Source organism: Acidisoma sp. PAMC 29798 (assembly GCF_030252425.1).
In the GTDB taxonomy this organism is placed as follows: Bacteria; Pseudomonadota; Alphaproteobacteria; order Acetobacterales; family Acetobacteraceae; genus Acidisoma; species Acidisoma cladoniae.
On sequence record NZ_CP126994.1, the window covers coordinates 2339556 to 2361334 of the forward strand.

At 60.9% G+C, this 21779-nt stretch carries 16 protein-coding genes and 2 pseudogenes; 5 read left to right on the forward strand and 13 right to left on the reverse strand.

Annotated features, from left to right (window positions below; translation table 11 throughout):
- Position 1 precedes the first annotated feature (1 nt).
- Together QP803_RS11255 and QP803_RS11260 are read right to left on the reverse strand one after the other, a co-directional pair.
- Positions 2–787, reverse strand: coding sequence for a PRC-barrel domain-containing protein (locus QP803_RS11255; RefSeq protein ID WP_284943579.1), 786 nt, complete (start codon positions 785–787; stop codon positions 2–4).
- A gap of 927 nt (positions 788–1714) precedes the next feature.
- Positions 1715–2509, reverse strand: coding sequence for a PRC-barrel domain-containing protein (locus QP803_RS11260; RefSeq protein WP_284943580.1), 795 nt, complete (start codon positions 2507–2509; stop codon positions 1715–1717).
- A gap of 286 nt (positions 2510–2795) precedes the next feature.
- On the opposite strand from QP803_RS11260, the gene QP803_RS11265 reads away from it, so the two are divergent.
- Both QP803_RS11265 and QP803_RS11270 read left to right on the forward strand, forming a co-directional pair.
- Positions 2796–7184, forward strand: coding sequence for a chemotaxis protein CheB (locus QP803_RS11265; protein WP_284943581.1), 4389 nt, complete (start codon positions 2796–2798; stop codon positions 7182–7184).
- Positions 7185–7193: 9 nt separating this feature from the next.
- Positions 7194–8177, forward strand: a complete 984-nt coding sequence (locus tag QP803_RS11270) for a zinc-dependent alcohol dehydrogenase family protein (RefSeq protein WP_434082841.1) — start codon at positions 7194–7196, stop codon at positions 8175–8177.
- 8 nt (positions 8178–8185) lie between these two features.
- Here the strand turns inward: QP803_RS11270 and QP803_RS11275 are convergent, their stop codons facing one another.
- The 10 genes and pseudogenes from QP803_RS11275 to QP803_RS11325 form a co-directional block, all read right to left on the reverse strand.
- Positions 8186–8353 carry a hypothetical protein gene (locus QP803_RS11275; RefSeq protein WP_284943582.1) on the reverse strand — a complete coding sequence of 56 codons (168 nt, stop codon included), beginning with the start codon at positions 8351–8353 and terminating at the stop codon, positions 8186–8188.
- A pseudogene (gene pgi / locus QP803_RS11280) lies at positions 8350–10049 on the reverse strand (glucose-6-phosphate isomerase). Before pgi ends, QP803_RS11275 begins: the two are co-directional and overlap by 4 nt.
- A complete protein-coding gene (locus QP803_RS11290) occupies positions 9998–10264 on the reverse strand; it encodes a transaldolase family protein (RefSeq protein WP_350356095.1) in 267 nt (88 codons plus the stop codon). The pseudogene pgi and the gene QP803_RS11290 overlap by 52 nt, the downstream one beginning before the upstream one ends.
- A 22-nt stretch (positions 10265–10286) precedes the next feature.
- Positions 10287–10775, reverse strand: coding sequence for a transaldolase family protein (locus tag QP803_RS11295; RefSeq protein ID WP_284943583.1), 489 nt, complete (start codon positions 10773–10775; stop codon positions 10287–10289).
- Positions 10753–11073, reverse strand: coding sequence for a transaldolase family protein (locus QP803_RS11300; protein WP_284943584.1), 321 nt, complete (start codon positions 11071–11073; stop codon positions 10753–10755). Before QP803_RS11300 ends, QP803_RS11295 begins: the two co-directional genes overlap by 23 nt.
- A 34-nt stretch (positions 11074–11107) precedes the next feature.
- Positions 11108–12130, reverse strand: a complete 1023-nt coding sequence (gnd, locus tag QP803_RS11305) for a phosphogluconate dehydrogenase (NAD(+)-dependent, decarboxylating) (protein ID WP_284943585.1) — start codon at positions 12128–12130, stop codon at positions 11108–11110.
- Complete coding sequence (gene glk, locus QP803_RS11310; protein WP_284947893.1) at positions 12121–13221, reverse strand: glucokinase; 1101 nt, start codon at positions 13219–13221, stop codon at positions 12121–12123. The genes gnd and glk overlap by 10 nt, the downstream gene beginning before the upstream one ends.
- Complete coding sequence (locus tag QP803_RS11315) at positions 13221–14678, reverse strand: sugar porter family MFS transporter (RefSeq protein WP_284943586.1); 1458 nt, start codon at positions 14676–14678, stop codon at positions 13221–13223. The genes glk and QP803_RS11315 overlap by 1 nt, the downstream gene beginning before the upstream one ends.
- A gap of 136 nt (positions 14679–14814) precedes the next feature.
- On the reverse strand, positions 14815–15684 hold the full coding sequence (locus QP803_RS11320) for an ADP-polyphosphate phosphotransferase (protein WP_284943587.1): 870 nt from the start codon (positions 15682–15684) through the stop codon (positions 14815–14817).
- Positions 15685–15797: 113 nt separating this feature from the next.
- Positions 15798–16607, reverse strand: coding sequence for a PRC-barrel domain-containing protein (locus tag QP803_RS11325; protein WP_284943588.1), 810 nt, complete (start codon positions 16605–16607; stop codon positions 15798–15800).
- A gap of 613 nt (positions 16608–17220) precedes the next feature.
- On the opposite strand from QP803_RS11325, the gene QP803_RS11330 reads away from it, so the two are divergent.
- The 3 genes and pseudogenes from QP803_RS11330 to QP803_RS11340 form a co-directional block, all read left to right on the forward strand.
- The gene (locus QP803_RS11330; protein WP_284943589.1) at positions 17221–18489 is read left to right on the forward strand and encodes a cation:proton antiporter; all 1269 of its coding nucleotides are present in this window, start codon (positions 17221–17223) and stop codon (positions 18487–18489) included.
- Between the two features lie 74 nt (positions 18490–18563).
- Positions 18564–19280: an IS6 family transposase gene (locus tag QP803_RS11335; RefSeq protein WP_284943564.1), complete on the forward strand. Its 717-nt coding sequence runs from the start codon at positions 18564–18566 to the stop codon at positions 19278–19280.
- A 65-nt stretch (positions 19281–19345) separates the two neighbouring features.
- Positions 19346–19987: pseudogene (locus QP803_RS11340) on the forward strand (MDR/zinc-dependent alcohol dehydrogenase-like family protein); the annotation flags it as partial.
- 8 nt (positions 19988–19995) lie between these two features.
- On the opposite strand, the gene QP803_RS11345 reads toward QP803_RS11340, so the two are convergent.
- Complete coding sequence (locus QP803_RS11345) at positions 19996–21627, reverse strand: oleate hydratase (RefSeq protein WP_284943590.1); 1632 nt, start codon at positions 21625–21627, stop codon at positions 19996–19998.
- Positions 21628–21779 lie beyond the last annotated feature (152 nt).

Here is a 21779-nt window from a genome sequence, read left to right on the forward strand (position 1 = left end):
GTCAGTAGGAGCCATAGCCGGGCCAATTGTAGTGATGATGCAGTTCTTTCTCGTACACCTGCGTCACCATCGCGAACGGGTCCCATTCCGGGCTGCTCTTCACCTCGGCAATGGTAACATTGAGGCGCACGTCATGGTCCTCCCATCTAATCGCTGTCACGGCGTAAGGTGAGATCAGCACGTGGCTACCTGGCCACCAGTCTCTGGTGTCTATGATGACGTAGCGGATATCCCAATTGGTATCGTCGACTAACAAATTTTCGATGTGGCCGATCGTCCCCTCCGTTGCATGAACATGGTATCCGTTCATGGCCGCTGCGCTGCGAAGGTGGGGATCCTGCTCAACTTCAAGGAGGGACGCATCGCCGGGTTGGTGCGGCGGAGCTCTGAAAAGCGGCCGCGACAGGGGCGCTTTGACGCCACCGGCACCACTTTCGTTCCTCGCGCCGAAGTAGCCTCCGCCACCCCAAATCGGATCCCAGCCATAGTATTCGTAGAGGTCTAGCTCCGCCTGTCGACTTACCGGCTGATCGTGACCGATCCCCGGGCTTGCTTCCACCTGGGCCATCTTTAGGGTGACGAGAAGCTCCCGCCGCTCGTAATCAACCTTCCGAATGGCCGCCGGATGCACAACCACCCGGCGGGACTTCAGCCAAGTCCCGGTATCGACGACCAACCAACGGACCTTCCAAGTCATATCGTCGAAAAGAAAATCTGACACGGTACCCATGCTGCCGTCGGTGGCCTCAATGGCATAGCCTTTGAAAGCGGCTAAAACGACAAGCATCACGAAGATCCTCTCTGACAAAACAGCGATACGGAATAGCCCTACGCCGGGGTGCATAGCGTCAACCACTGCCGATGCAGTGAAGCTCGGACTAGGTATCTTCCCGTCGTGTGGAATGTCCTGAAACTGGTGAATTCTCGGCTGCAGCGCGGCAATTAGTAACTTGGCGTCTTGCGGCCTCTACGAATTCAGGAAACGATAGGAACGCGACTCATTGATCCGGCGGGTTGATCTATCGAAAGTTCGAATACCTGCCTTTGATTCTCTTGATGCCTGACCGTCGGAGGGTGAGCCATCACTCATGCCCGCTTCTCTAATCGCCGGATCGATTCGTCGCCGTGAGCCTCTTTTGGCCAGATTCCGGGCGATCGAGCATAGGTCCAAAGGCGATTGGCGAACGCTTTCCAGCATCAAGCAAGGTCTTTGACGCTCTTCTCTGCTCGCATCGTGCGTCACGCGCGGCGCTTGAAGGAGTTTGGTGAGGCTCTCCTACGGCGGTGTGTCCGCTGCCAGCACCTATTCCAGGACTCAAGGCGATTTGAAGCTTCATGATATCCCTAAGAGGGTTCCTTTGATTGAGGCGGCGGAAAGGCGTCTTTGAACTGGACGAGTCTGCATCTGGGCACACTCGATCTATAGCGCCCCCAAAAGGGCCAGGGCAGGATCGGAATCTACTTAGCTCATCGTGAGCGGCGTCAGTCAGTGAGAACTGCTTCGCTCCTAGACGCGTCAACCATCCTTTGCCGCGATGGCTCTAGTGGCCCAGGGAGTTCACTGCCGGTCCACCACAGGGGAACACTTCTTGCGTCTGGTAAGGCCGATTTCAGGCTGAGAAGTATGAGATGATCAAACATCCGGTCTGACGATATCCCCCAAGATGCGTCCGGATCAGGAATGCGAATTTTCTACGCAGTGCTTACCAATCGGTCAGTGGAAACCGTAGCCCGGCCAATTGTAATAATGATGCAGTTCCTTCTCATAGACCTGGTCGACCATAGCGAGTGGATCCCAAGCCGGGCTGCTCTTGACCTTTTCCCGGGTAACGTTGAGTTGGATGTCGTGGTCTTCCCAGCTAGTTTTCGTCACGGCATAGGGCGAAATCAGAACATGTCGACCGATCCACCAGTTCTTTGTATCTAGAATAAAGTAGCGAATACTCCAGCTGGTGTCGTCGATGAGCAGGTTCTCCATATGGCCGATCGATCCGTCTGTGGCGTGAACATGATACCCAATAATCTCCGTCGTACTGCGAAGATGGGGATCTGCCTCATTGTCAGCGAGCGACGCTTCGACCTCGTCCGTGTCATGTGACGCGGCGGCGAAGAATGAGGGCGTCGACAACGGCTTGCCGATCCCGCCGGCACCAATCCCAAAACCGCCTCCGAAGTAGTCACCCCCGCCCCAAAGTGGGTCCCAACCGTAGTAGTCCTTGAGGTTCAGCTCTGCCTTTCGGGATACCGGCTGATCGCTCCGAATATCCGGGCTTTCCTCCACCTGCGCTCTCGTCAGAGCCACCGCTAACTCATGGTGTTCATAGTCCGGCTTGGCGACGGCCGACGGATGCACCAGCACCTTGCGGCCCGTCAGCCAACTTCCGGTATCGACAACCAACCAGCGGATCTTCCAACTTCTGTCATCATAGAGGCAATCCGAGACGGTCCCCATGCGACCATCCGATGCCACGATGGCGTAACCCCTGAAAGCAGCAACGACGACAAGCATGGCGAACGGTCCTTTCCAAAATAACGGCATGATGAGGCCGCCTGCTTGCAAGCGGATAACGCGGTTCCGTTTGAAACACAGACCGTAAAGGGTCTTCGCCTAGCTGGGCAGGCTCGGAAACTACTCAAACACCCAAGTCGATCGAGCAAATTGATCAAGATAATCCCGACGAGACCCGAGGGTGTGTTGCAAACCGTCCAGACGAACACGCTCGCTCATTCTCAACTTTGTGCTAGTGTCGCTCCTACGCCTGCTAAAGGCCTTCCTGTTGAGGCGTATCGCACCCATGCCAGAGAGCCGACCGCGCGGCACCAGAGACCCTGCCGACCTGACGGTTGTGGGCATTGGCGCCTCTGCGGGCGGTCTAGAGGCCTGCCGTGAATTCATAAAGGCGCTGCTGCCCGCCGAGACTGGCTTAGCCTTCATCCTGGTGCAGCATCTCGATCCATCCCATGAAAGCATGATGGTGGAACTGCTCGGCAACCATACCGCGTTGACCGTGCGACAGGCGACCGAGGGTATGAAGATCGAGGTCGAGCACCTTTATGTCATTCCCCCAGGCATGTACCTTTCCGTCACCGAAGGCACGCTGCACCTCTCACGCCCGACCGCCCATCATGGCGCCCGCTTACCCTTCGATTTCCTTCTGAAGTCTCTCGCCACAGCCTACGGCGGGCACGCCTGCTGCATCGTCCTCTCTGGGTCAGGCGCCGATGGCAGCGTTGGACTCGCCGCGATAAAGAAGCACGGCGGACTGGTCCTTGCTCAAGACCCCGAGGAGGCCGGTTACGATGGCATGCCGCGGAGCGCCATCATGACCGGGCTGGTCGATCAGGTGCTCCGGGTAAGGGAGATTCCGGCCGCCCTCGCTCATCGGCTTCAGCAGAAGATACTACCAGCGCCGACCCGTGCGTCGCCCCGGTCAGGCGCAGGGCTGACCGAGATCATAGACCTTCTGCGCCTCAAGACTGCACATGACTTTACCTACTACAAGCAAGGAACCCTGCAGCGTCGGATCCGTCGACGCATGAGCCTTGCCGGGATCGAAGCGGACGAGATGCAGAAATATCACGCGATGTTGGACAGCGATACGCCTGAAGTCGAGCTTCTTGCCAAGGATCTTTTAATCAACGTCACAAAGTTCTTCCGAGACCCCAAAGTCTTCGACCTTCTCGCCAAAACCATCATTCCCGAATTGGTACGCAAGCATCCTCTCGATCGTGCTCTTCGCGTATGGGTTGCTGGCTGTAGCACGGGTGAGGAACCTTATTCTCTCGCCATCCTCTTCCGTGAGGAGATCGTGGCAGCAAATCTTTCTATCAAGCTACAAGTCTTCGCTTCCGATGTGGATTCCGAAGCTATCGCGAGTGCTCGGGAAGGCTTTTACCCGATTGCAATCGAATCTGACGTGTCCCCACAACGTCTAAGCCGGTTCTTCACCAAGGAAGACCATGGCTACCGCATACTGCCCGAGCTCCGTGCCATGGTCGTCTTCACCGTGCAGGACGTCATGGCCGATCCGCCCTTCTCACGGCTCGATCTGGTTTCCTGTCGCAATCTTCTGATCTATCTGGACTTGGAAGCACAAGTGCGGGTCCTGTCCATGTTCCATTTCGCGCTGCGCCCGGGCGGGATCCTTCTCCTCGGCTCGTCCGAAACAGCTGGAAATGCCGGTGAGCGATTCGAGGTCATCTCTAAGCCGGCGCGCCTTTACCGACGCATCGGTCACACGCGGCCCGGGGAAATCGGCTTCGCCATCAGCAGTGCCGATGGAGCCCGGCTGTCGATCCGGCCGCGGCAGAGCTCTGGTTTGTCGAGGCAGGCGGCCCTGGCCGAACTCTGCCGCAAGCAGGTGATGGAGAGCTACGCGCCGGCGGCCCTTTTGATCAATGGCAAGAACGAGTGCATCTATTCGCTTGGGCCGACCGACCGCTACCTCAGTGTGCCCTCCGGCCATCCGACCCATGATCTCCTTGCGATGGCACGGCCAAGCATGCGGACCAAGCTCCGCTCCGCGATTCATCGCGCCAACGAACAACGCACGCGCATTCTGGTGCCCGGCGGACGTCTGGACCGCGGCGCCAACGGGCCTTCGTTCAACATCGCCATAGAGCCGGTCGAGAACGACGGGGAGTCGCTTCTGCTCATTTGCTTCCTCGACGACCAGACCTACGAGAAGAAACGTGGACGTCCTCTGGCACCGCACGACGCGCCGCGGGTGGCTGAACTCGAACAGGAGCTTGAGGCAACGCGAGCTGAATTGCGCGGCGCCATCCATAGCCTCGAAATCTCTAATGAAGAGCAAAATGCAATTAATGAAGAGGCACTTTCCGTAAACGAAGAATATCAGTCGACCAATGAGGAACTCCTCACCTCGAAGGAGGAGCTCCAATCTTTGAACGAAGAACTGACGGCCCTCAATGGGCAGTTGCAAGAAACACTCGACAGTCAGCGCACAACATCCAACGATCTAAAGAACATCCTCTACAGTACGGATGTCGCCACACTCTTTCTTGATTCGCAGCTCAACATCCGTTTCTTCACCCCAGCTACCCGCTCACTGTTCAGCGTCATCACGAGTGACATCGGTCGCCCCCTGGCCGATCTCAACGCTTTGTCGTCTGACACAGATCTGCTCGCAGACGCTCGATCGACTCTAGATACCCTTGCCCCTATTCAACGCGAAATTGAGGCAAAATCCGGCGCTTGGTATCTCCGCCGGGTCTCTCCGTATCGGACCCATGATAACGGCGTCGGGGGTGTGGTCATAACCTTCATGGACATCACCGCTCGCAAGACTGCGGCCAAGGCTCTGGAGGATGCCACGCGCCGCGCAGAGACAGCCAATATCGCCAAATCCCGCTTCCTAGCGGCTGCAAGCCACGATCTTCGGCAGCCTTTGCAGACGCTGTCACTGATTCAAGGGCTGCTTGCCCGAAAAGTGCTTAGCGACAATGCGCACAAGCTGGTCGCCATGCTCAGCCCGACATTGACCGCAATGTCCGGCATGCTGAACACACTCTTGGACATCAACCAAATCGACGCGGGCACGGTCAACGCCAAACCGAGCACCTTCCCAATCGCGATGATTTTCGACCGGATGCGGGATGAATTTGCTTATCACGTCGAGGCGCAGGGGCTTGAGCTGATCGTTATTCCGTGTAGCCTAGCAATTCATACGGATCCTCATCTTCTTGAGCAGATGATCCGGAACCTTCTGGCCAATGCGCTGAAATACACGCGATACGGAAAGATCCTGCTGGGCGTGCGCCGGTACCGGAAGACGCTGAGCATCGAGGTCTGGGATACCGGGATCGGAATACCTGACCGCGAACTCGAATCGATCTTCAATGAGTATCATCAAGTCGACAATCCGGCCCGCGACAGAAGCCGAGGGCTAGGGCTCGGTCTGCCAATCGTCCAAAGACTTGCCGAACTATTAGGTCATCATATCACCGTTCGGTCCAATCTTGGGCGTGGTTCGGTATTTGCCATCGAAGTCGCGCGTGAGACGGCAATCATCGATTTATTGAATAGCCCCAGGCGGGACGAGGGAGTTACCGACGAAGCAGCGATGAACCGGCGCCGAACCGGGACCATTCTCGTCATCGAAGACGATGGAGAGCTCAGAGAACTTCTTGATCTGCTGCTTTCTGCTGAGGGCCATCATGTTGTGACTGCGCCCGACGGCGTCGCGGCGCTTGATCTTGTAGCGCGCGGCGCCGTCCGCCCTGCCCTGATCCTCTCTGATTACAATCTTCCTAACGGCATGGACGGCCTTCAGGCTTGCGACCGCATTCGTGCTAGACTTCATCGACATGTTCCCGTCATCATCCTGACGGGAGACATTTCAACAAAAACCCTGCAAGATGTCGCGGCTCTGGACTGCGTCCAACTTAGCAAGCCTACTAAGCCAGAGGAACTTGCAGAGACTATTCAGCGCCTCCTGCCCCCGCCCCAAGCCGAGCTGCGCTGGCAGAAGTCGGAGCCCCCGGGCGTAAAGGATGCCACGACTCCCGCAACCATATACGTGGTCGATGACGATCGCCATATACAAGAGATGATGCAGCGTGTTCTGGAAAATGAAGGCTTTGTCGTCGAGACCTATGAGAGCTGCGAAGACTTCGTGGGCGCCTATCAACCCAGCGACCACGCCGCTTGTCTTGTGATAGACGCCTACCTCCCCGGCATGCAGGGACTCGAACTGCTTCAAAAGCTAAGCGCCGACGACAGCCATCTGCCTGCCATCATGATCACCGGCACGAGCGACGTGCATATGGTTGTCGAGGCCATGAAGGCCGGAGCATCCGACTTCATTGAGAAGCCTGTCAGCGCTCATGAACTTCTCGCAGGTATCCACCGGGCGCTCGAACAAGCGCGAGATTCGAGCAAGCAATCCGCGTGGCGACAGATCGCCACCGATCAGGTTGCCGGGCTAACTGGACGGCAACGACAGATCATGGATCTCGTTCTCGCCGGGCATCCGAGCAAGAACATCGCAGCCGACCTTGGCATAAGCCAGAGGACCGTTGAAAACCATCGGGCCTCCATCATGAAGCGCACCAGTTCGCACTCTCTGCCCGAGCTCGCCCGCACCGCACTCGCCGCCGCTTCGGGTAGCGCGGAACTGCTTGTTCACCACGGTTCCGCGTCGATCCCGGTCGTGGCAGAGTAGGTCGTCACTTTGCACGCTATGGTTTTGAAGGCGCTGAGATCGCCACTCGAATGGACGGAGCTTCCGGACCGGACGCCGGGAGCCGGTGAAATTCGGCTGAAGGTTGCCGCTTGCGGCGTCTGCAGAACTGATCTCCATGTCGTCGATGGCGAATTGCCGGAGCCGGAGGTCCCCATCATCCCCGGTCACGAGATCGTCGGTCGGATCGACGCGATCGGTGCCGGGGTAGAGGGGCTCCACCTTGGCCAAAGGGTTGGCATTCCATGGCTCGGTCACACCTGCGGAGTCTGCCCATACTGCCTGAGCCAACATGAGAATTTGTGCGACCGCCCCCTCTTCACCGGCTACACGCGGGATGGCGGCTTTGCGACAGCCACGGTCGCCGACGCTCGCTTCGCATTCCCGCTCGGGGACGCGGGAACGGACGTCGAAGTCGCACCTCTGCTCTGCGCCGGACTGATCGGCTGGCGATCACTGGTCATCGCGGGCGAGGGTCACAAACTCGGTCTGTATGGGTTCGGAGCGGCGGCGCATATCCTTGCGCAGGTTGCCGCTTGGCAGGGTCGATCCGTCTATGCCTTCACCAAACCCGGCGACGTCGCAAACCAGGCCTTCGCCCGGAGCCTCGGCGCCCGCTGGGCAGGCGGCTCGGACAAGATGCCCCCGGAACCTCTCGATGCGGCGATCATCTTTGCCACTGTCGGAGACCTGGTGCCCATGGCACTGAAGGCGGTGCGGAAAGGCGGTCGCGTCGTTTGTGCCGGCATCCACATGAGCGATATCCCGTCCTTCCCCTACAGCCTGCTTTGGGAAGAGCGCCAACTCGTCTCCGTCGCCAATCTTACGCGCCAGGACGGCCTAGAATTTCTGAGCCTCGTGCCGAAGATCGGCATCATCATGGAAACGATGCCCTACCCGCTTGTGAAGGCGAATGAAGCACTCGCCGACCTTCGGGCCGGCCGCTTCGAAGGGGCCGCCGTTCTCGTGCCCTGACCCGTCCATCACGCTTGATTGTCGTGCAAAGCCATGAACGCCTTATAGAGAACACGCGGCTCGAATTTACCCTGATATACGGCCGGCGGTTTCCGCTTCAGGTCCAACAGCGCATACCCCAGCGAAGCCGCCTGCTCTCCGGCCTGCTGTTTGAATCCAGTCGCGGCATCGGTCATCCGCGCAGGCGCCGGTAGCGCTCGATCAGCGCGTTGGTGGACGCGTCGTGGCTCAACTTGGGCTCCGGGCCGCGGTCCAGCTCGGGGATGATGCGGCTAGCCAGCACCTTGCCCAACTGGACTCCCCATTGGTCGAAACTGTCGATCGCCCAGATCGCCCCCTGCGTGAACACGCTGTGCTCGTAAAGCGCCACCAGGCTACCGAGTGTGTGGGGATCGAGACGCTCGGCGAGAATCGTGTTGGTCGGCCGGTTGCCTTCGGTCACACGGAACGGAGTCTGGAAACCGGGCGATCCCTCCGCTGTCAGCTCGTCGGCCGTCTTGCCGAAGCCGAGCGCCTCGGCCTGCGCGAACAGGTTAGCCATCAGCAGGTCGTGCTGCCCGGCGAGCGGGCTGAGTGGCCTGCAGAACCCGATCATGTCGCAGGGAACCAGCTTCGTCCCCTGGTGGAGCAGCTGGTAGAAGGAGTGCTGGCCGTCGGTGCCGGGTTCGCCCCAGATCACCGGGCCGGTCTGATAGTCGACGACACGACCATCGAGGGCCACGTGTTTGCCGTTGCTCTCCATCTGCAGCTGCTGGAGGTAGGCGGGGAAGCGGGCCAGGTTTGCGGCATAAGGCATGACGCCGATCGTCTGGGCGCCGAAGAAGTTGTTGTACCATACGGTCAGCAGCCCCAGTAGCTTCGGCAGGTTGCTGGCGGGTGGCGCGGTGCGGAAGTGCTCGTCCATGGCATGGAAGCCGTCCAGCATCGCCTGGAAGTTCTCGGGCCCGATCGCCACCATCGTGTACAGGCCGATCGCGCTGTCCATCGAGTAACGGCCGCCGACCCAATCCCGAAAGCCGAAGATATGGGCAGGATCGATCCCAAATTTCGTCGCCGCCTCAATGTTGGTGGAGACTGCGGCGAAATGATTGGCGACCGCTGCATCCGGGCCGAGCTGCTGCCGCAGCCATGTGCGGGCCGCGGCCGCGTTGGTCATTGTCTCCAGCGTCGTGAACGTCTTTGAAGAGATAATGAACAACGTCTCGGCGGCGTCCAGATCTAGGATGGCCTCGGTCAAGGCCGCGCCATCCACGTTGGCGACAAAGCGGAAGTTCATCGACCTGTCGCTGAAGTCCCGCAGCGCGAGGTAGGCCATCTCCGGCCCCAGATAGGAGCCGCCGATGCCGATGTTCACCACATTGCGGATACACTTGCCGGTATGGCCGGTGAGAGCGCCGCTTCGCAGGCGGGTGGCGAAACTGGCCATCGCGTCGAGCACGTGATGCACGTCCGGAACTACATCGGCGCCACCCGAGTCGATGTGGGTGCCGCGCGGTGCGCGCAGTGCAACGTGCAGTACGGCGCGGCGCGGCGCTCCGTGATGTTGATCGCCTCGCCGGCGAACATTGCGTCACGCCGCGCGGCCACTCCGCGGTCCTCGGCCAGCGCTAGGAGGAGCCGCATCGTCTCGCCGTTGATGCGGTTCTTCGAGTAGTCGAGGAACAGGCCCGCCCCTTCGGCGCAGAAGCGCTCCGCTCGCCCGGGATCGTCGGCGAACAGCGTGCGCAGGTGCAAATCGTTGATCTGGGCATGATGAGCGGTGAGGGCGCGCCACGCAGACGAGTCCGTGAGGGCCATTGGAATCCGGTCCTGTTCATCCATCACGCTAGCACCTTGCTCTTTGCATCGATTGCAGCCAGCAATTCCTTCCATGAGTTCACGAACCCTTTGGCACCATCCGACTGCAATTGGGCGGCCAGGGCAGCCAGGTCGATGCCAGCGCGGGTGTGGGCGGCGAGCGCTGCTTCGGCATCGCCGCCGTCCCGCGGCAAGGCGTCCGGCGCGGTGCCATGATCGGCGAAGGCCAGTAACGTTTCCTCCGGCATGGTGTTGACCGTGTTCGGCGCGGCGAGACCCGCGATGTACAGCCAGTCCGAGGCGGTCTCGTCCTTAGTTGCCGGTGCTCGCGAACAGCAGCCTCTGCGACCGTGCGCCGAGGCTCGCCAAGCGCTGAAAGCGGTTGCTGTCCATCACGTCGCGATACGCTCTGTAGGCCTGTTGGCTGACCGCGAGGCCCAGCGTGTTGCGTAAGGCCGACGGGACCTTGTCCATGACGGCCTTGTCCCACCGGCTGACGAACAGCGACGCGACAGACCGAATATCGGGCAAGAGCCCGGCTGCGACCCGGCGTTCCAAACCCTTCAGGTAGGCATCGGCGGCCGCCTGGTATTGTTCGGTGGAGAACAGCAGGGTGACGTTGACCGGAACGCCGGCGAAGATCGCCTCCTCGATAGCAGGCAGGCCTTCCCTGGTGCCGGGGATCTTGATGAACAGATTGGGGCGGTTCGCCTGCGCGTGCAGCGCCTTCGCCTGCTTCACCGTGGCCTGGGTGTCATAGGCGAGCAGCGGCGACACTTCAAGCGACACGAACCCGTACACAGTGGCGGTCCGGGCGTGGATGGGGGCGAACAGATCCGGTGAGGTCCTGCACAGCCAGGTTGAAAAACAGCGCTTCGCCCGACCGGCCAGCGTCGAGTTGACGATGGATTTCGGCATCATACGACGCGCTGCCCGAGATTGTGTGATCGAAGATCGTCGGATTCGAGGTGAGCCCAGTGATCGACAGCGTGTCAATGTAATGCTGCAGCGTTCCGCGATCGAGCAGGTCGCGGGTGATGTTATCGAGCCAGAGGCTCTGACCCAGGCGGTTCAGTGTCTTTGGTGCGTCTGAGGCCATGATGCGACTCCTTGGGAGTTGGGCAGACGGGCTGTCAGTGATCGGTGTTAGGCTTTTCGAGGTGGCCGCCGAAGCCGAAACGTAGCGCCGATAGCAGACGGTCCGCATAATCGGCCTCCCCGCGCGAACCGAAGCGCGCGAACAACGCCGCCGAAATCACCGGAGCCGGCACGCTCTCGTCGATAGCCGCCTCCAGCGTCCAGCGGCCTTCGCCAGAGTCGGACACGCGCCCGGCAAAGTCGGCGAGATCCGGGCTTTTCCGCAGCGCGGAGGCAGCCAGGTCGAGCAACCAGGACGAGATCACGCTGCCGCGGCGCCAGACTTCGGCGACCTGTGCGATGTCGATGTCGTACTGGTAAAGTTCGGGGTGCCGCAGTGGCGTGGTCTCGGCATCGGTCGTTTGCTTTGTCTTGCCGATATTGGCGTGCTTGAGGATGTTCAGCCCTTCGGCGTAAGACGCCATCATCCCGTACTCGATGCCGTTATGGACCATCTTCACGAAGTGGCCGGCGCCGTTTGGACCACAGTGCAGGTAGCCAAGTTCCGCGCTGCTCGGCTCGCCGTCCGCGCCTGCCGTGCGCGCTGCGGCGCCGACGCCAGGCGCCAGCGCACGGAAGATCGGGTCGAGATGCTCCACGATGTCGGGTTCGCCTCCGATCATATGGCAGAAGCCGCGATCGAGACCCCACACGCCGCCGCTGACGCCCACGTCGACATAGTGCACGCCCTTGCCCCGCAGCGCCTCGGCACGGCGGATATCGTCATGGTAGTACGAGTTGCCGCCGTCAATCAGGATATCGCCAGCTGCCAGCAACGGTAGCAGCGAGCCAATCACCGCATCGACCGCACCGGCCGGAACCATCAGCCATATCACCCGGGGCGTGCTGAGCATCCTGACGAACCCGGGTAAGTCGGTAGCTCCCTCGGTGCCCTGATGGACGAGCGCCTCGACGGCCTCCCGATGCGTGTCATAGACCACGCAGTCATGGCCGGCCTTGACCAGCCGAACCGCCATGTTGCCGCCCATCCGGCCGAGGCCAATCATTCCTAGCTGCATCGTTGCGCTCTTTCGTTTTCGGGTTTGGCTTGGCTGGTTGCTGGGGTGCGAGGACCGGCTGTCGATCCGAGCCGGCTACCGAGCGGGGTTCTCGGCAAACGGCGACCGGCTGCGTGGTCCAGCCCGTACAGCGCCGCGCCGAGCAGGGCGGCATTGATCGTGATGATGTTGACCGGAATGGCGCGCAGGAGATTGGCAAAGCGGCCTTTAGCGGCGAAGGTGCGCATAAACGCGCCGTCCTGAAGCTGCGGCACCAGCCTGGGCGGCAGGCCGCCGGCCAAGTAGAGTCCGCCGGTCGCCATGACCTTCAGGGCGAGGTTTCCGGCTTCTGCGCCCCAGACGTCGATCACGATGCGCAGCGTCTCGGCGGCGAGCGGGTTGTTGTCGGCATCGTGTAGCGCCGCCTGCATGATGGGCGGCGTGCGGTCGTGGGCGGCGTCCAGAACCGCTCGGAACGCCGCGCTCTCCGAGGCCGGGTCGCGGGACCGCACGTAGTCGTAGACGTTCGGTAGGCCGGAGCCGGCGCAGACCCGTTCGTAGGCCGCGTGGCGGAACCGCTCAGTGAGGAACGTCCATAGATCGGCCTGGACCTGGTTGGTCGGTGCAAAATCGGCGTGGCCGCCTTCGGAGGCGCAGGCGATGTAGTCTTGCCCGCTCCAGATCAGGAAGGCTTCGCCGAGTCCGGTGCCGGGGGCCAGCACCGCGATTGGGGAATGCGCGACCGCTGTACCGGCATTGACCTCGGCCGTCTCCCCGGGCTGCAGATGTGGCACCGCATGGGCGATCGCCTCCAGGTCGTTGAGCAGGGTGATGTGGTCTAGTCCGAGGTCGCGGCACAACGCTGCCTCTTCCAGATCCCACCGTAGGTTCGTCAGGTGCGCGCGGCCCGCGATCACCGGTCCTGCCACGTCGAAGCAGGCGGAGGTGGGCTGTTTGCCGGTATTCGCCAGGAAGGCCTCGACGATCGGTTGCAAGCCTTTGAAATCGACGCTGTGGAACTCCTGCTCGGCCACGAAGAGCCGCGGCCCGGCTTCCGCCGAGACGAGGGCCAGCCGGGTCGTAGTCGCGCCTATATCGCCCGCAAGCAGCATCACAAGCCCCTCCCGTTCCAGAGATCCTGGATCTGTTCCAGCGAGCGTCCCTTCGTCTCCGGCACGGCGCGGTAGATCCATACCCATCCGGCGCCACAGAACAGCGCGAATAGCCAGAAGGTGAAGGAATTGCCGATCACCCCGATCAGCGACAGGAAGCCCTGGCTGACCAGGAACGCCGAGCCCCAGTTTGCCGCGGTCGCGACCGCCACGGCACGGCCCCGGATGTGCCCCGGGAAAATCTCGTTGATCACCGTCCAGACGACGGGGCCCATGGAGAAGGCGAAGCAGATGATGAAGGCGACCAACGCCAGCAGGGTCACGATGCCGGCGCCGCTCGGCCCCGCGGCAGCGACGCCCGCGGGAACCGTACTGATGAACCGGAAGGCGATGCCAACCACGCATAGGCTGAGGCCCATCCCGAGCAACCCAGCCAGCAGCAGCTTGCGGCGTCCAAGGCGGTCGATGAAGGCGATGGCGATCAGCGTGGCAAGCATGTTCACGCCGCCGACCGCCCACGTGGTGACCATCGTCTGCGAGGATTGTGAGGTGAAGCCGGCGGAGGCGAAGATCTGGTCGGCATAGTAGATGATGGCGTTGATGCCGGTGACCTGCTGGAACACCGCCAGCCCGACGCCGATCAACAGCGGGCGCCGCCATTCCTTGTGGAACACCTCGGCCCACGAGGCGCGGCCGGCCTCACGGCGAAGGCTGGCCGCAACGGCGTCCAGGCGCGGCTTGAAGTCGACCCCGGGCCGGATCTTCTGAAGCTGCGCCGCGGCCTCGCTCCGCCATCCCACCTTCATCAGCCAGCGCGGCGATTCCGGGGCCAACAGCGCCACCGCGAACAACAGCAGACCCGGCACTGCGGAGGCGCCGAGCATCCAACGCCAGGCATCGCCTTGCGACAGCCAGCCATCGACCAGATAGGCCAGGAAGATACCGGCGGTGATCGCCAACTGATAGGCAGAGACAAAGCGGCCCCGCAGCGTCGTCGGCGCCAGCTCGGCGGCGTAGAGCGGTGCGGCGACGGCCGCAACGCCGACACCGCCACCGACGATCAGTCGCCCTGCCACGAGGATCACCGTATCCGGCGCCAGCGCCTGGACGAGGGCGCCACCCGTGAACATCGCGCCGGCGATCAGCACCGTGCTCTTGCGTCCGATCCGGTCCGCAAGCTCGCCCCCCGCTAGCGCACCGAACAGGGCACCAAGCGTCACCCAACTCGTGACCACCTCCACCAAGAGCGCACTGAGCGAGAATGTCGCTTTGATCCCGTGCAGCGCGCCTGAGATGACGCCCTGGTCGTATCCGAACAACCCGCCGGAGAACAGGATCACCGCGAGCACGACCATCAGCCAAGGCGTAACCGTCTGGCCGGCCGATTGCGCCGCTCCGGACGGCGGACGAGCAGCCGGGATAGGAGGTGCCTCGGGGGCGGCTATTCGAACCTTCATCGTGGATCCACCGGTTTGTGCCGTTGCAGGAGAGCGACCCGACGCTGCGATGGCCGCAACCCATCCCGCATGCGTTGTCCGTAGCTGATGCCCGGACGATCGCGGAAGGCTTGAAAACGACACACGCCGCCGCGCCTCAGGCCGCGAGCCCATCTTTGATCGATTGCAGCTCTAGGGAACGCTTCGCTGTCACCTCGGGATAGCTCATGCCAAGCCCTTCCAGTGTATCGACAACGATCTGGGAGATGATCAGCCGGGCGCTTTCCTTGTCGTCCGCCGGCACCACGTACCAGGGCGAGGCATCTGAGCTGGTGGCACTCAGGCACTCTTCATAGGCCGTCCTGTATTGCTTCCAGAACTTGCGCTCCTCGATGTCGGCCGGGCTGACCTTCCAGTTCTTGTCGGGTTGGTCGATCCGCGCCAGGAAACGTTGCCGCTGCTCCTCCTTCGAGAGGTGGAGGAAGAACTTGACCACGCGCGTGCCGTTGGCGTGGAGGTGGCGTTCGAGATCCACGATCGAACGGTAGCGGTCGTGCCAGAGCTTTTTGTCGTGACCGGGCGGATCGGGGATGTCCTCGCTGAGAAGGATGTCGCGATGGACGCGGACGACGAGGACTTCCTCGTAATAGGACCGGTTGAAGATGCCGATCCGCCCCCGTTCCGGCAGGTCCCGCGTCGTCCGCCACAGGAAGTCATGCTCGAGCTCGGTGGCGCTGGGATGCTTGAAGCTGAATACCTGACATCCTTGCGGGTTCACGCCGGACATCACGTGGCGGATCGCCCCGTCCTTGCCGGCGGCGTCCATCGCTTGGAAGATAAGTAGGACGGCGTGGCGGCTGGATGCGTAATGAAGCTGCTGCAATGCGCTCAGCTGCTCGACGTGTTTGGCGAGGATCTCTTGGTAGCCGGACTTCGATTCGCACACGGGATCGACGGTCGTCGGCCGCTTCTTGAGGTCGACCTCCTCGCCCTCGCGGACACGGTATCCCTTGGTGTGGATCTTCATCTGCTTCTCCCTATGCAGCCGGTTATTCGGCGGGTTACAGCGTCGTCGCAGCCGATCAGGACAAGTGCATCGGGGCGTGAGCTCGCACCGTCGCTTCCTGGCCAGCCTACCCCTCACCAGCCATAGCCAGGCCAGTCGTCATACTTGTGCAGCCGCTGCTCATATTCGGTTTTGATAGCATCAGCTGGGTTCCAAGGCGGGCAGGACTTGACCTGCTCCGTTCCGATGTCGACCCGGACATAGCGGTCGTGCCAGTCGACTCTCTTCACCGCATAGGGCGAGATCAAAACATGCTGCCCAAACCACCAGTTCGACGTATCGACGACGAGATAACGAATGCCCGAGCTCCCATTGTCGATCAGGACGTCCTGAACATGCCCGACGTCGCCGTCGGTTGCATGCACGTGGTAGCCCGTGACCTCTGCGACGCTGCGTAGATGAGGGTCACCGTCATCGGAGCCGGCTCCGCCCCGCTCGGCCTCCCGCACGGCCGACGCGCCTAAATACGCGGGTGCTTCTGCGGGCGCAGCAAACGCGCCCATCCCCCCGCCGTAGATGGACCCGCCATACATCCTGCTGCCGCCGCCGAACATTGCGCCGCCCCAGAACGGATCCCCGCCATAGTAGCCGTAGAGATTGTTCTGCATCTGCCGTGAGATCGGGCGGTCCTGCAGAATATCGGGACTATCCTCCACCTGGGCCTTCGTCAGCGCGACGTTGAGGTATCTCGCTCCAATTTCAGCGGAGATGACGACCGACGGGTTGATCAGGACCTTGCGCTCGGTCAGCCAGCGTCCGGTGTCGAGGGCTATCCAACGCACCTTCCAGGTGCTGTCATCGAAAAGAAAGTCGCTGACCGTTCCAAGGCTGCCATCCTTGGCCTGGATCTCGTTTCCCTTGAATGACGATACAGCGTCCAGCATGGCATGGTCCCTTCGCTTGCAATCATCATCCACGGCGTCGGTCGGGGCCCGGTGCTCATTCGTCTGATGGCCGGCCTATTAGGAAGCTGGTTCTTTTGCCGCGCCGGGATCGGAGCGTATCACTGCATACAATGTGGCCTAGTTGGACCGCGAAACACAGGCTCGGAAACTACTCACGCAGCGGATGCTCTGGCTGGAACTGCGGGCTGGGCCGAAGCAGCGCCGCACGGCGGTCGATTGACATGTGGAACAAGCAAACGATTTCCGCTGGATCGCAAAGTTCGGAGGCGCTTCCGCCCCGGCCCCACGACGCAATCGGCACCGGCGTTCGATCTGCGGCGAACCCGTTCAGTGTGTGACCATTGGTCTTCACCTGTCGTAGAACGAGGCAGTTTAGTCGAACGCGTTCACTGCGTCCTCTTGCTCGGCGCAACGTGTTCTTGGCACACCGTCATTTATATGACGTTTAGTCCTGTTTATGTTTAGGATGAAACGTCGCCTTGACTTATCACTTGTCTCGATCTGTAAATAAAGATTGGTTGAAGCTAAGTAGCATCGCCTTCCGAGAACGCATCTCCTTTGTCGTTCAAATCATGGGAATGACTGCTCCAAGATGACACCTCTTGCCTTCTTTGCGATATTGTTGACCCTCGCGTCACTGTTCGGAGTGGTCAATCATCGCACGTTGCGGCTACCCAATACGATTGGCGTGTTGATCATCGCCCTCCTGGTCTCAATGGTCATGCTCGCTGCCGATCAGCTTACCCCGGGCTACAATCTCAAAGCGCTCTCACGGTCGCTACTCGGCACGATCAACCTCCCACAAGCGCTGCTTAATGGTGTCTTGTCGTTTCTCTTGTTTGCCGGTTCGCTGCATGTTGATCTCGGGCAGTTGTGGGCCCGCAAACTTACCGTGCTGGCATTGGCCGTCGTCGGCACTCTGCTTGCCGTCGCGTTGTTTGGAGGCGGGATGTGGTTGGTATTCCCACTCCTCGGCCAACCGGTTCCCCTGATCTGGTGCGTTGTCCTCGGTGCCATCCTCGCGCCGACCGACCCCGTCTCCGTCGTTGGCATGTTGCGACGGATTGGTTTGCCACCCTCTCTACAAGCCGTGTTTGCGGGCGAAGCACTCTTCAACGATGGGGTCGGCGTAGTGATCTTCGGTGTCGCTCTGGGTGTCGCCACTGGGGATGGCTCGGTATCGGGCGGGACCACGATTATTTCGCTCTTTTTGCTCCAAGCCGTGGGTGGGGGCCTCCTCGGCTTGATCTTAGGATGGCTGACGGTTCAACTCTTGCGCCTGGTCGATGATGCTCACCTTGAGCTTACCATTTCGCTGGCCTTGGCAACGGGAACTTTCAGCCTGGCGAACGCGTTGGGCATGTCCGGCCCAATCGCAGTCGTTGTCGCTGGCCTTACGCTCGGATCTCGTCAAGGTTTAGCGGCTATCTCACAAAATGGGCGTAAGGAACTGAAGACTTTTTGGTCCCTTATCGACGAAGTCCTGAATGTGCTGCTCTTTCTCCTGATCGGATTCGAAATCGTCGCCATCGCCTTTCATATGTCCCACATTTTAGCCGCCCTGCTTGCGATTCCACTCTCAGTCGTCGTGCGCGCGATTAGCGTCTTTCTTGCCACACTGCTCACGCGTCTACGCGGTGCCGATCGTGGCCGCGCGCTCATCGTATTGACATGGGGAGGACTGCGTGGCGGCATTTCAGTCGCCCTGGCGCTAGGACTGCCCCCGGGCCCCGAGCGCGGCGCCTTGCTGGCGGTATGCTACGGTGTGGTTGTGTTTACGATTGTTGTGCAAGGCTTGACGATTGAACGCGTCGCGAGACGTTTCTATAAAATGAAGAATGACCCTCCAGATCATGCCTAACCCGGTTCTGTTGCAAGGCTGCCCGCTGCGCCCGGGACGTGGCAAGCTATGCCCGGGCGAACGGCGGGTGGGTGATGAACGAGGACCAAGGTGGCGCATTAAAAGGGCGGCACTTCGCGGCGAATGTCATCCTATGGGCTCTCCGGTGGTATCTCGCGTTCCCCGTCAGCTATCGCGACCTCTCGTTGATGCTGTCTGATCGCGGCGTGGAAGTCGATCACACCACGATCTTCCGCTGGGTGCAGGCCTATGCGGCGTCGCTGGAGAAGCGGCTCCGACGTCATCTGCGGCGCAACACCGGCTCCTGGCGGGTGGACGAGACCTATATCAAGGTCAAGGGAGCCTGGACCCATCTCTATCGGGCTGTGGATATCCTTGGCCAGACGATCGACTTCCTGCTGTCGCCGCGGCGGGACGCAGCTTCGGCTAAGCGTTTCTTCCGTAAGGCACTGGCGCAGGTCCATACTGGTAACCCGCGCACGATCACCGTCGACAAGAACCCGGCCTACCCACGTGCCACCGCAGACATGAAGCGTGGAGGTGAGCTGTGGCGTTTCGCGCAGCTGCGACAGTGCAAATACCTCAACAACATTGTTGAGCAAGATCATCGAAGAATAAAGCGGTTGGTGAGGCCTGGGCTCGGCTTTGGAAGCCTGCCAACGGCCCGACGAACGCTGGCCGGCTACGAAGCAATGGCGATGATCCGAAAGGGGCAGGTTCACAACATCGGCGGTCGCGACATGCAGGCGCAGACCGCGTTCGTCGCAAACCTCTTTCAAGTCGCAGCTTGAGATCGTCGGCCTCAGGCCGTCTACCGGATTGGTGCGTCTTCCGCCAGCATTTGCAACAGAACCCGCGGGATGGCGGCTTTGCGACAGCCACGGTCGCCGACGCTCGCTTCGCATTCCCGCTCGGGGACGCGGGAATGGACGTCGAAGTCGCACCTCTGCTCTGCGCCGGACTGATCGGCTGGCGATCACTGGTCATCGCGGGCGAGGGTCACAAACTCGGTCTGTATGGGTTCGGAGCGGCGGCGCATATCCTTGCGCAGGTTGCCGCTTGGCAGGGTCGATCCGTCTATGCCTTCACCAAACCCGGCGACGTCGCAAACCAGGCCTTCGCCCGGAGCCTCGGCGCCCGCTGGGCAGGCGGCTCGGACAAGATGCCCCCGGAACCTCTCGATGCGGCGATCATCTTTGCCACTGTCGGAGACCTGGTGCCCATGGCACTGAAGGCGGTGCGGAAAGGCGGTCGCGTCGTTTGTGCCGGCATCCACATGAGCGATATCCCGTCCTTCCCCTACAGCCTGCTTTGGGAAGAGCGCCAACTCGTCTCCGTCGCCAATCTTACGCGCCAGGACGGCCTAGAATTTCTGAGCCTCGTGCCGAAGATCGGCATCATCATGGAAACGATGCCCTACCCGCTTGTGAAGGCGAATGAAGCACTCGCCGACCTTCGGGCCGGCCGCTTCGAAGGGGCCGCCGTTCTCGTGCCCTGACCCGTCCATCACGCTTGATTGTCGTGCAAAGCCATGAACGCCTTATAGAGAACACGCGGCTCGAATTTACCCTGATATACGGCCGGCGGTTTCCGCTTCAGGTCCAACAGCGCATAGACGGCCGTCTGTGCGGAGCGGATCGAATACTCGACGGTGAAGACGACGTCGTCAGGCAATTCGCAAAACTGGCCGATAAAGCCAAGGTTGGTGGATCCGGCCGGTACGACCTCAGGTCGGTCACCCTTCTCGCGACGGAGAAACTGGCTCGTGATGAAGGGCATCATGCAGGGAATGCAGATGCTGCTCTTCAGAATTCCTTCAGCCTCGGCCTCGATACGGAGATGACCAAGAATTTCGGTCATGATCTCCTGTCCGCTACAGGCGGACATCGGTTTTTTAACGAAGTCGCCCAGCTTATCGACCGCTAATCCGTACCCCCAGACGACGCTGACATCGTCGGACTGGCCGATGAAATGCGGCTGGAACGGAATAACGATCGAGGCCAGCCAGCTGGACTGTGAGAAGGTGATTAACCCCCCCTCCCCTGGCACATTTCCGGTCATGTCCGCGACTGCGTGGAGGAAGGCCGGATCATGGAAGGTGGTGGTGAAGGATACCCAGCGCGATTCCTCCACATGGTCCGCGAAGACGGACGGGCGTCCGAATTCAGGCCGACCCGTAGCGATCGTCTTCCAGAGCTGCCATGCTCCGCCGTGGTCGCGGACGTCGACGAGCGGCGCAGTTTCGTTGGTGCCGAGGCTTGACGCTGCCGTCATCGAGCCAAGCGTGACCAGAACGTAGTCGCCGGTCTTGACAACGATCTCTCCTGGCTCGCCATCTTGTTCGAAGATGATGCCTGCCACGGCTCTTGCGCCGTCCTGCTCCGCAAACGCAAGGTCGGTGACCCTCGTATTGATCTCGAAAGTAACGCCACGTTTCTGAAGCCAGGCCTGCAGCGGCCGCACCATTGAATCATACTGGTTGTAAACGGTTCGCATGATGCCCTCGAGACGGTTGAAGCCGCCGATCATGTGTGAGAACCGCAGCAAATATCGCTTGAACTCAACGGCGCTGTGCCATGGCTGGAAAGCGAAGGTCGTGCACCACATAAGCCAGAAATTGGTCTTGAAGAACTCGGGCTCGAATTGGTCTGAAATACTCGTGCGACCCAGCAACCGCTCCGGTTCCAGCGCCAATCGCTCGATCGCCAGGATATGGCGCTCGCTGAGACCGAACTCCGGCGCCGTATGGCGATGTCCGTCATGGAAAAGCCGGGACTTCGACGACGTCTTGAGAGTGTCGTTCCAAGCCAGTGTCTCCTGCGTGACCGTCTTGCTGCCATCCAGCGTCGGAATTGAATCAAAAAGCTCAAGGGTGCACAGGTACTTGCTCTCAAGCATCCGGCCACCGCGCAGCACATACCCCGCCTGCGGTGATCCTGCGCCGTCGAGGCTGCCGCCGAGCTTGTCCATCTCTTCCAGTATGATGACATTCCGGCCGAGGACATCACCATCGCGGATCATGAAGGCTGCAGCCGCCAGGGAGGCGATGCCGCCACCGACCAGATAAACCTTCGCGTCGTCGCGAGTGGCGCCGCTGGGGGCCGGGGTTGGAAGTCCTGTATCGTAACGGGTCGGCAAGATTGAGGCTCCTAATGAGGCCGCTCGGAAGAGCGGTAGCAATTTCGCAGCCTCTTCGTAGGTTCACCACATTTCGCCAGGAAGTAGTAGCCTCGGAAACTACCTATCACGTCTCCTGCGCGGGGGGCTGGGGTGGTGATGGTGGCGTTCGT

Coding starts and splice junctions, on each gene's coding strand:
- QP803_RS11255 (WP_284943579.1), bottom strand. CDS start 787: ATGCTTGTCGTTTTAGCCGCTTTCAAAGGCTATGCCATTGAGGCCACC.
- QP803_RS11260 (WP_284943580.1), bottom strand. CDS start 2,509: ATGCTTGTCGTCGTTGCTGCTTTCAGGGGTTACGCCATCGTGGCATCG.
- QP803_RS11265 (WP_284943581.1), top strand. CDS start 2,796: ATGCCAGAGAGCCGACCGCGCGGCACCAGAGACCCTGCCGACCTGACG.
- QP803_RS11275 (WP_284943582.1), bottom strand. CDS start 8,353: ATGACCGATGCCGCGACTGGATTCAAACAGCAGGCCGGAGAGCAGGCG.
- QP803_RS11300 (WP_284943584.1), bottom strand. CDS start 11,073: ATGGCCTCAGACGCACCAAAGACACTGAACCGCCTGGGTCAGAGCCTC.
- gnd (WP_284943585.1), bottom strand. CDS start 12,130: ATGCAGCTAGGAATGATTGGCCTCGGCCGGATGGGCGGCAACATGGCG.
- glk (WP_284947893.1), bottom strand. CDS start 13,221: ATGCTGCTTGCGGGCGATATAGGCGCGACTACGACCCGGCTGGCCCTC.
- QP803_RS11315 (WP_284943586.1), bottom strand. CDS start 14,678: ATGAAGGTTCGAATAGCCGCCCCCGAGGCACCTCCTATCCCGGCTGCT.
- QP803_RS11320 (WP_284943587.1), bottom strand. CDS start 15,684: ATGAAGATCCACACCAAGGGATACCGTGTCCGCGAGGGCGAGGAGGTC.
- QP803_RS11325 (WP_284943588.1), bottom strand. CDS start 16,607: ATGCTGGACGCTGTATCGTCATTCAAGGGAAACGAGATCCAGGCCAAG.
- QP803_RS11330 (WP_284943589.1), top strand. CDS start 17,221: ATGACACCTCTTGCCTTCTTTGCGATATTGTTGACCCTCGCGTCACTG.
- QP803_RS11335 (WP_284943564.1), top strand. CDS start 18,564: ATGAACGAGGACCAAGGTGGCGCATTAAAAGGGCGGCACTTCGCGGCG.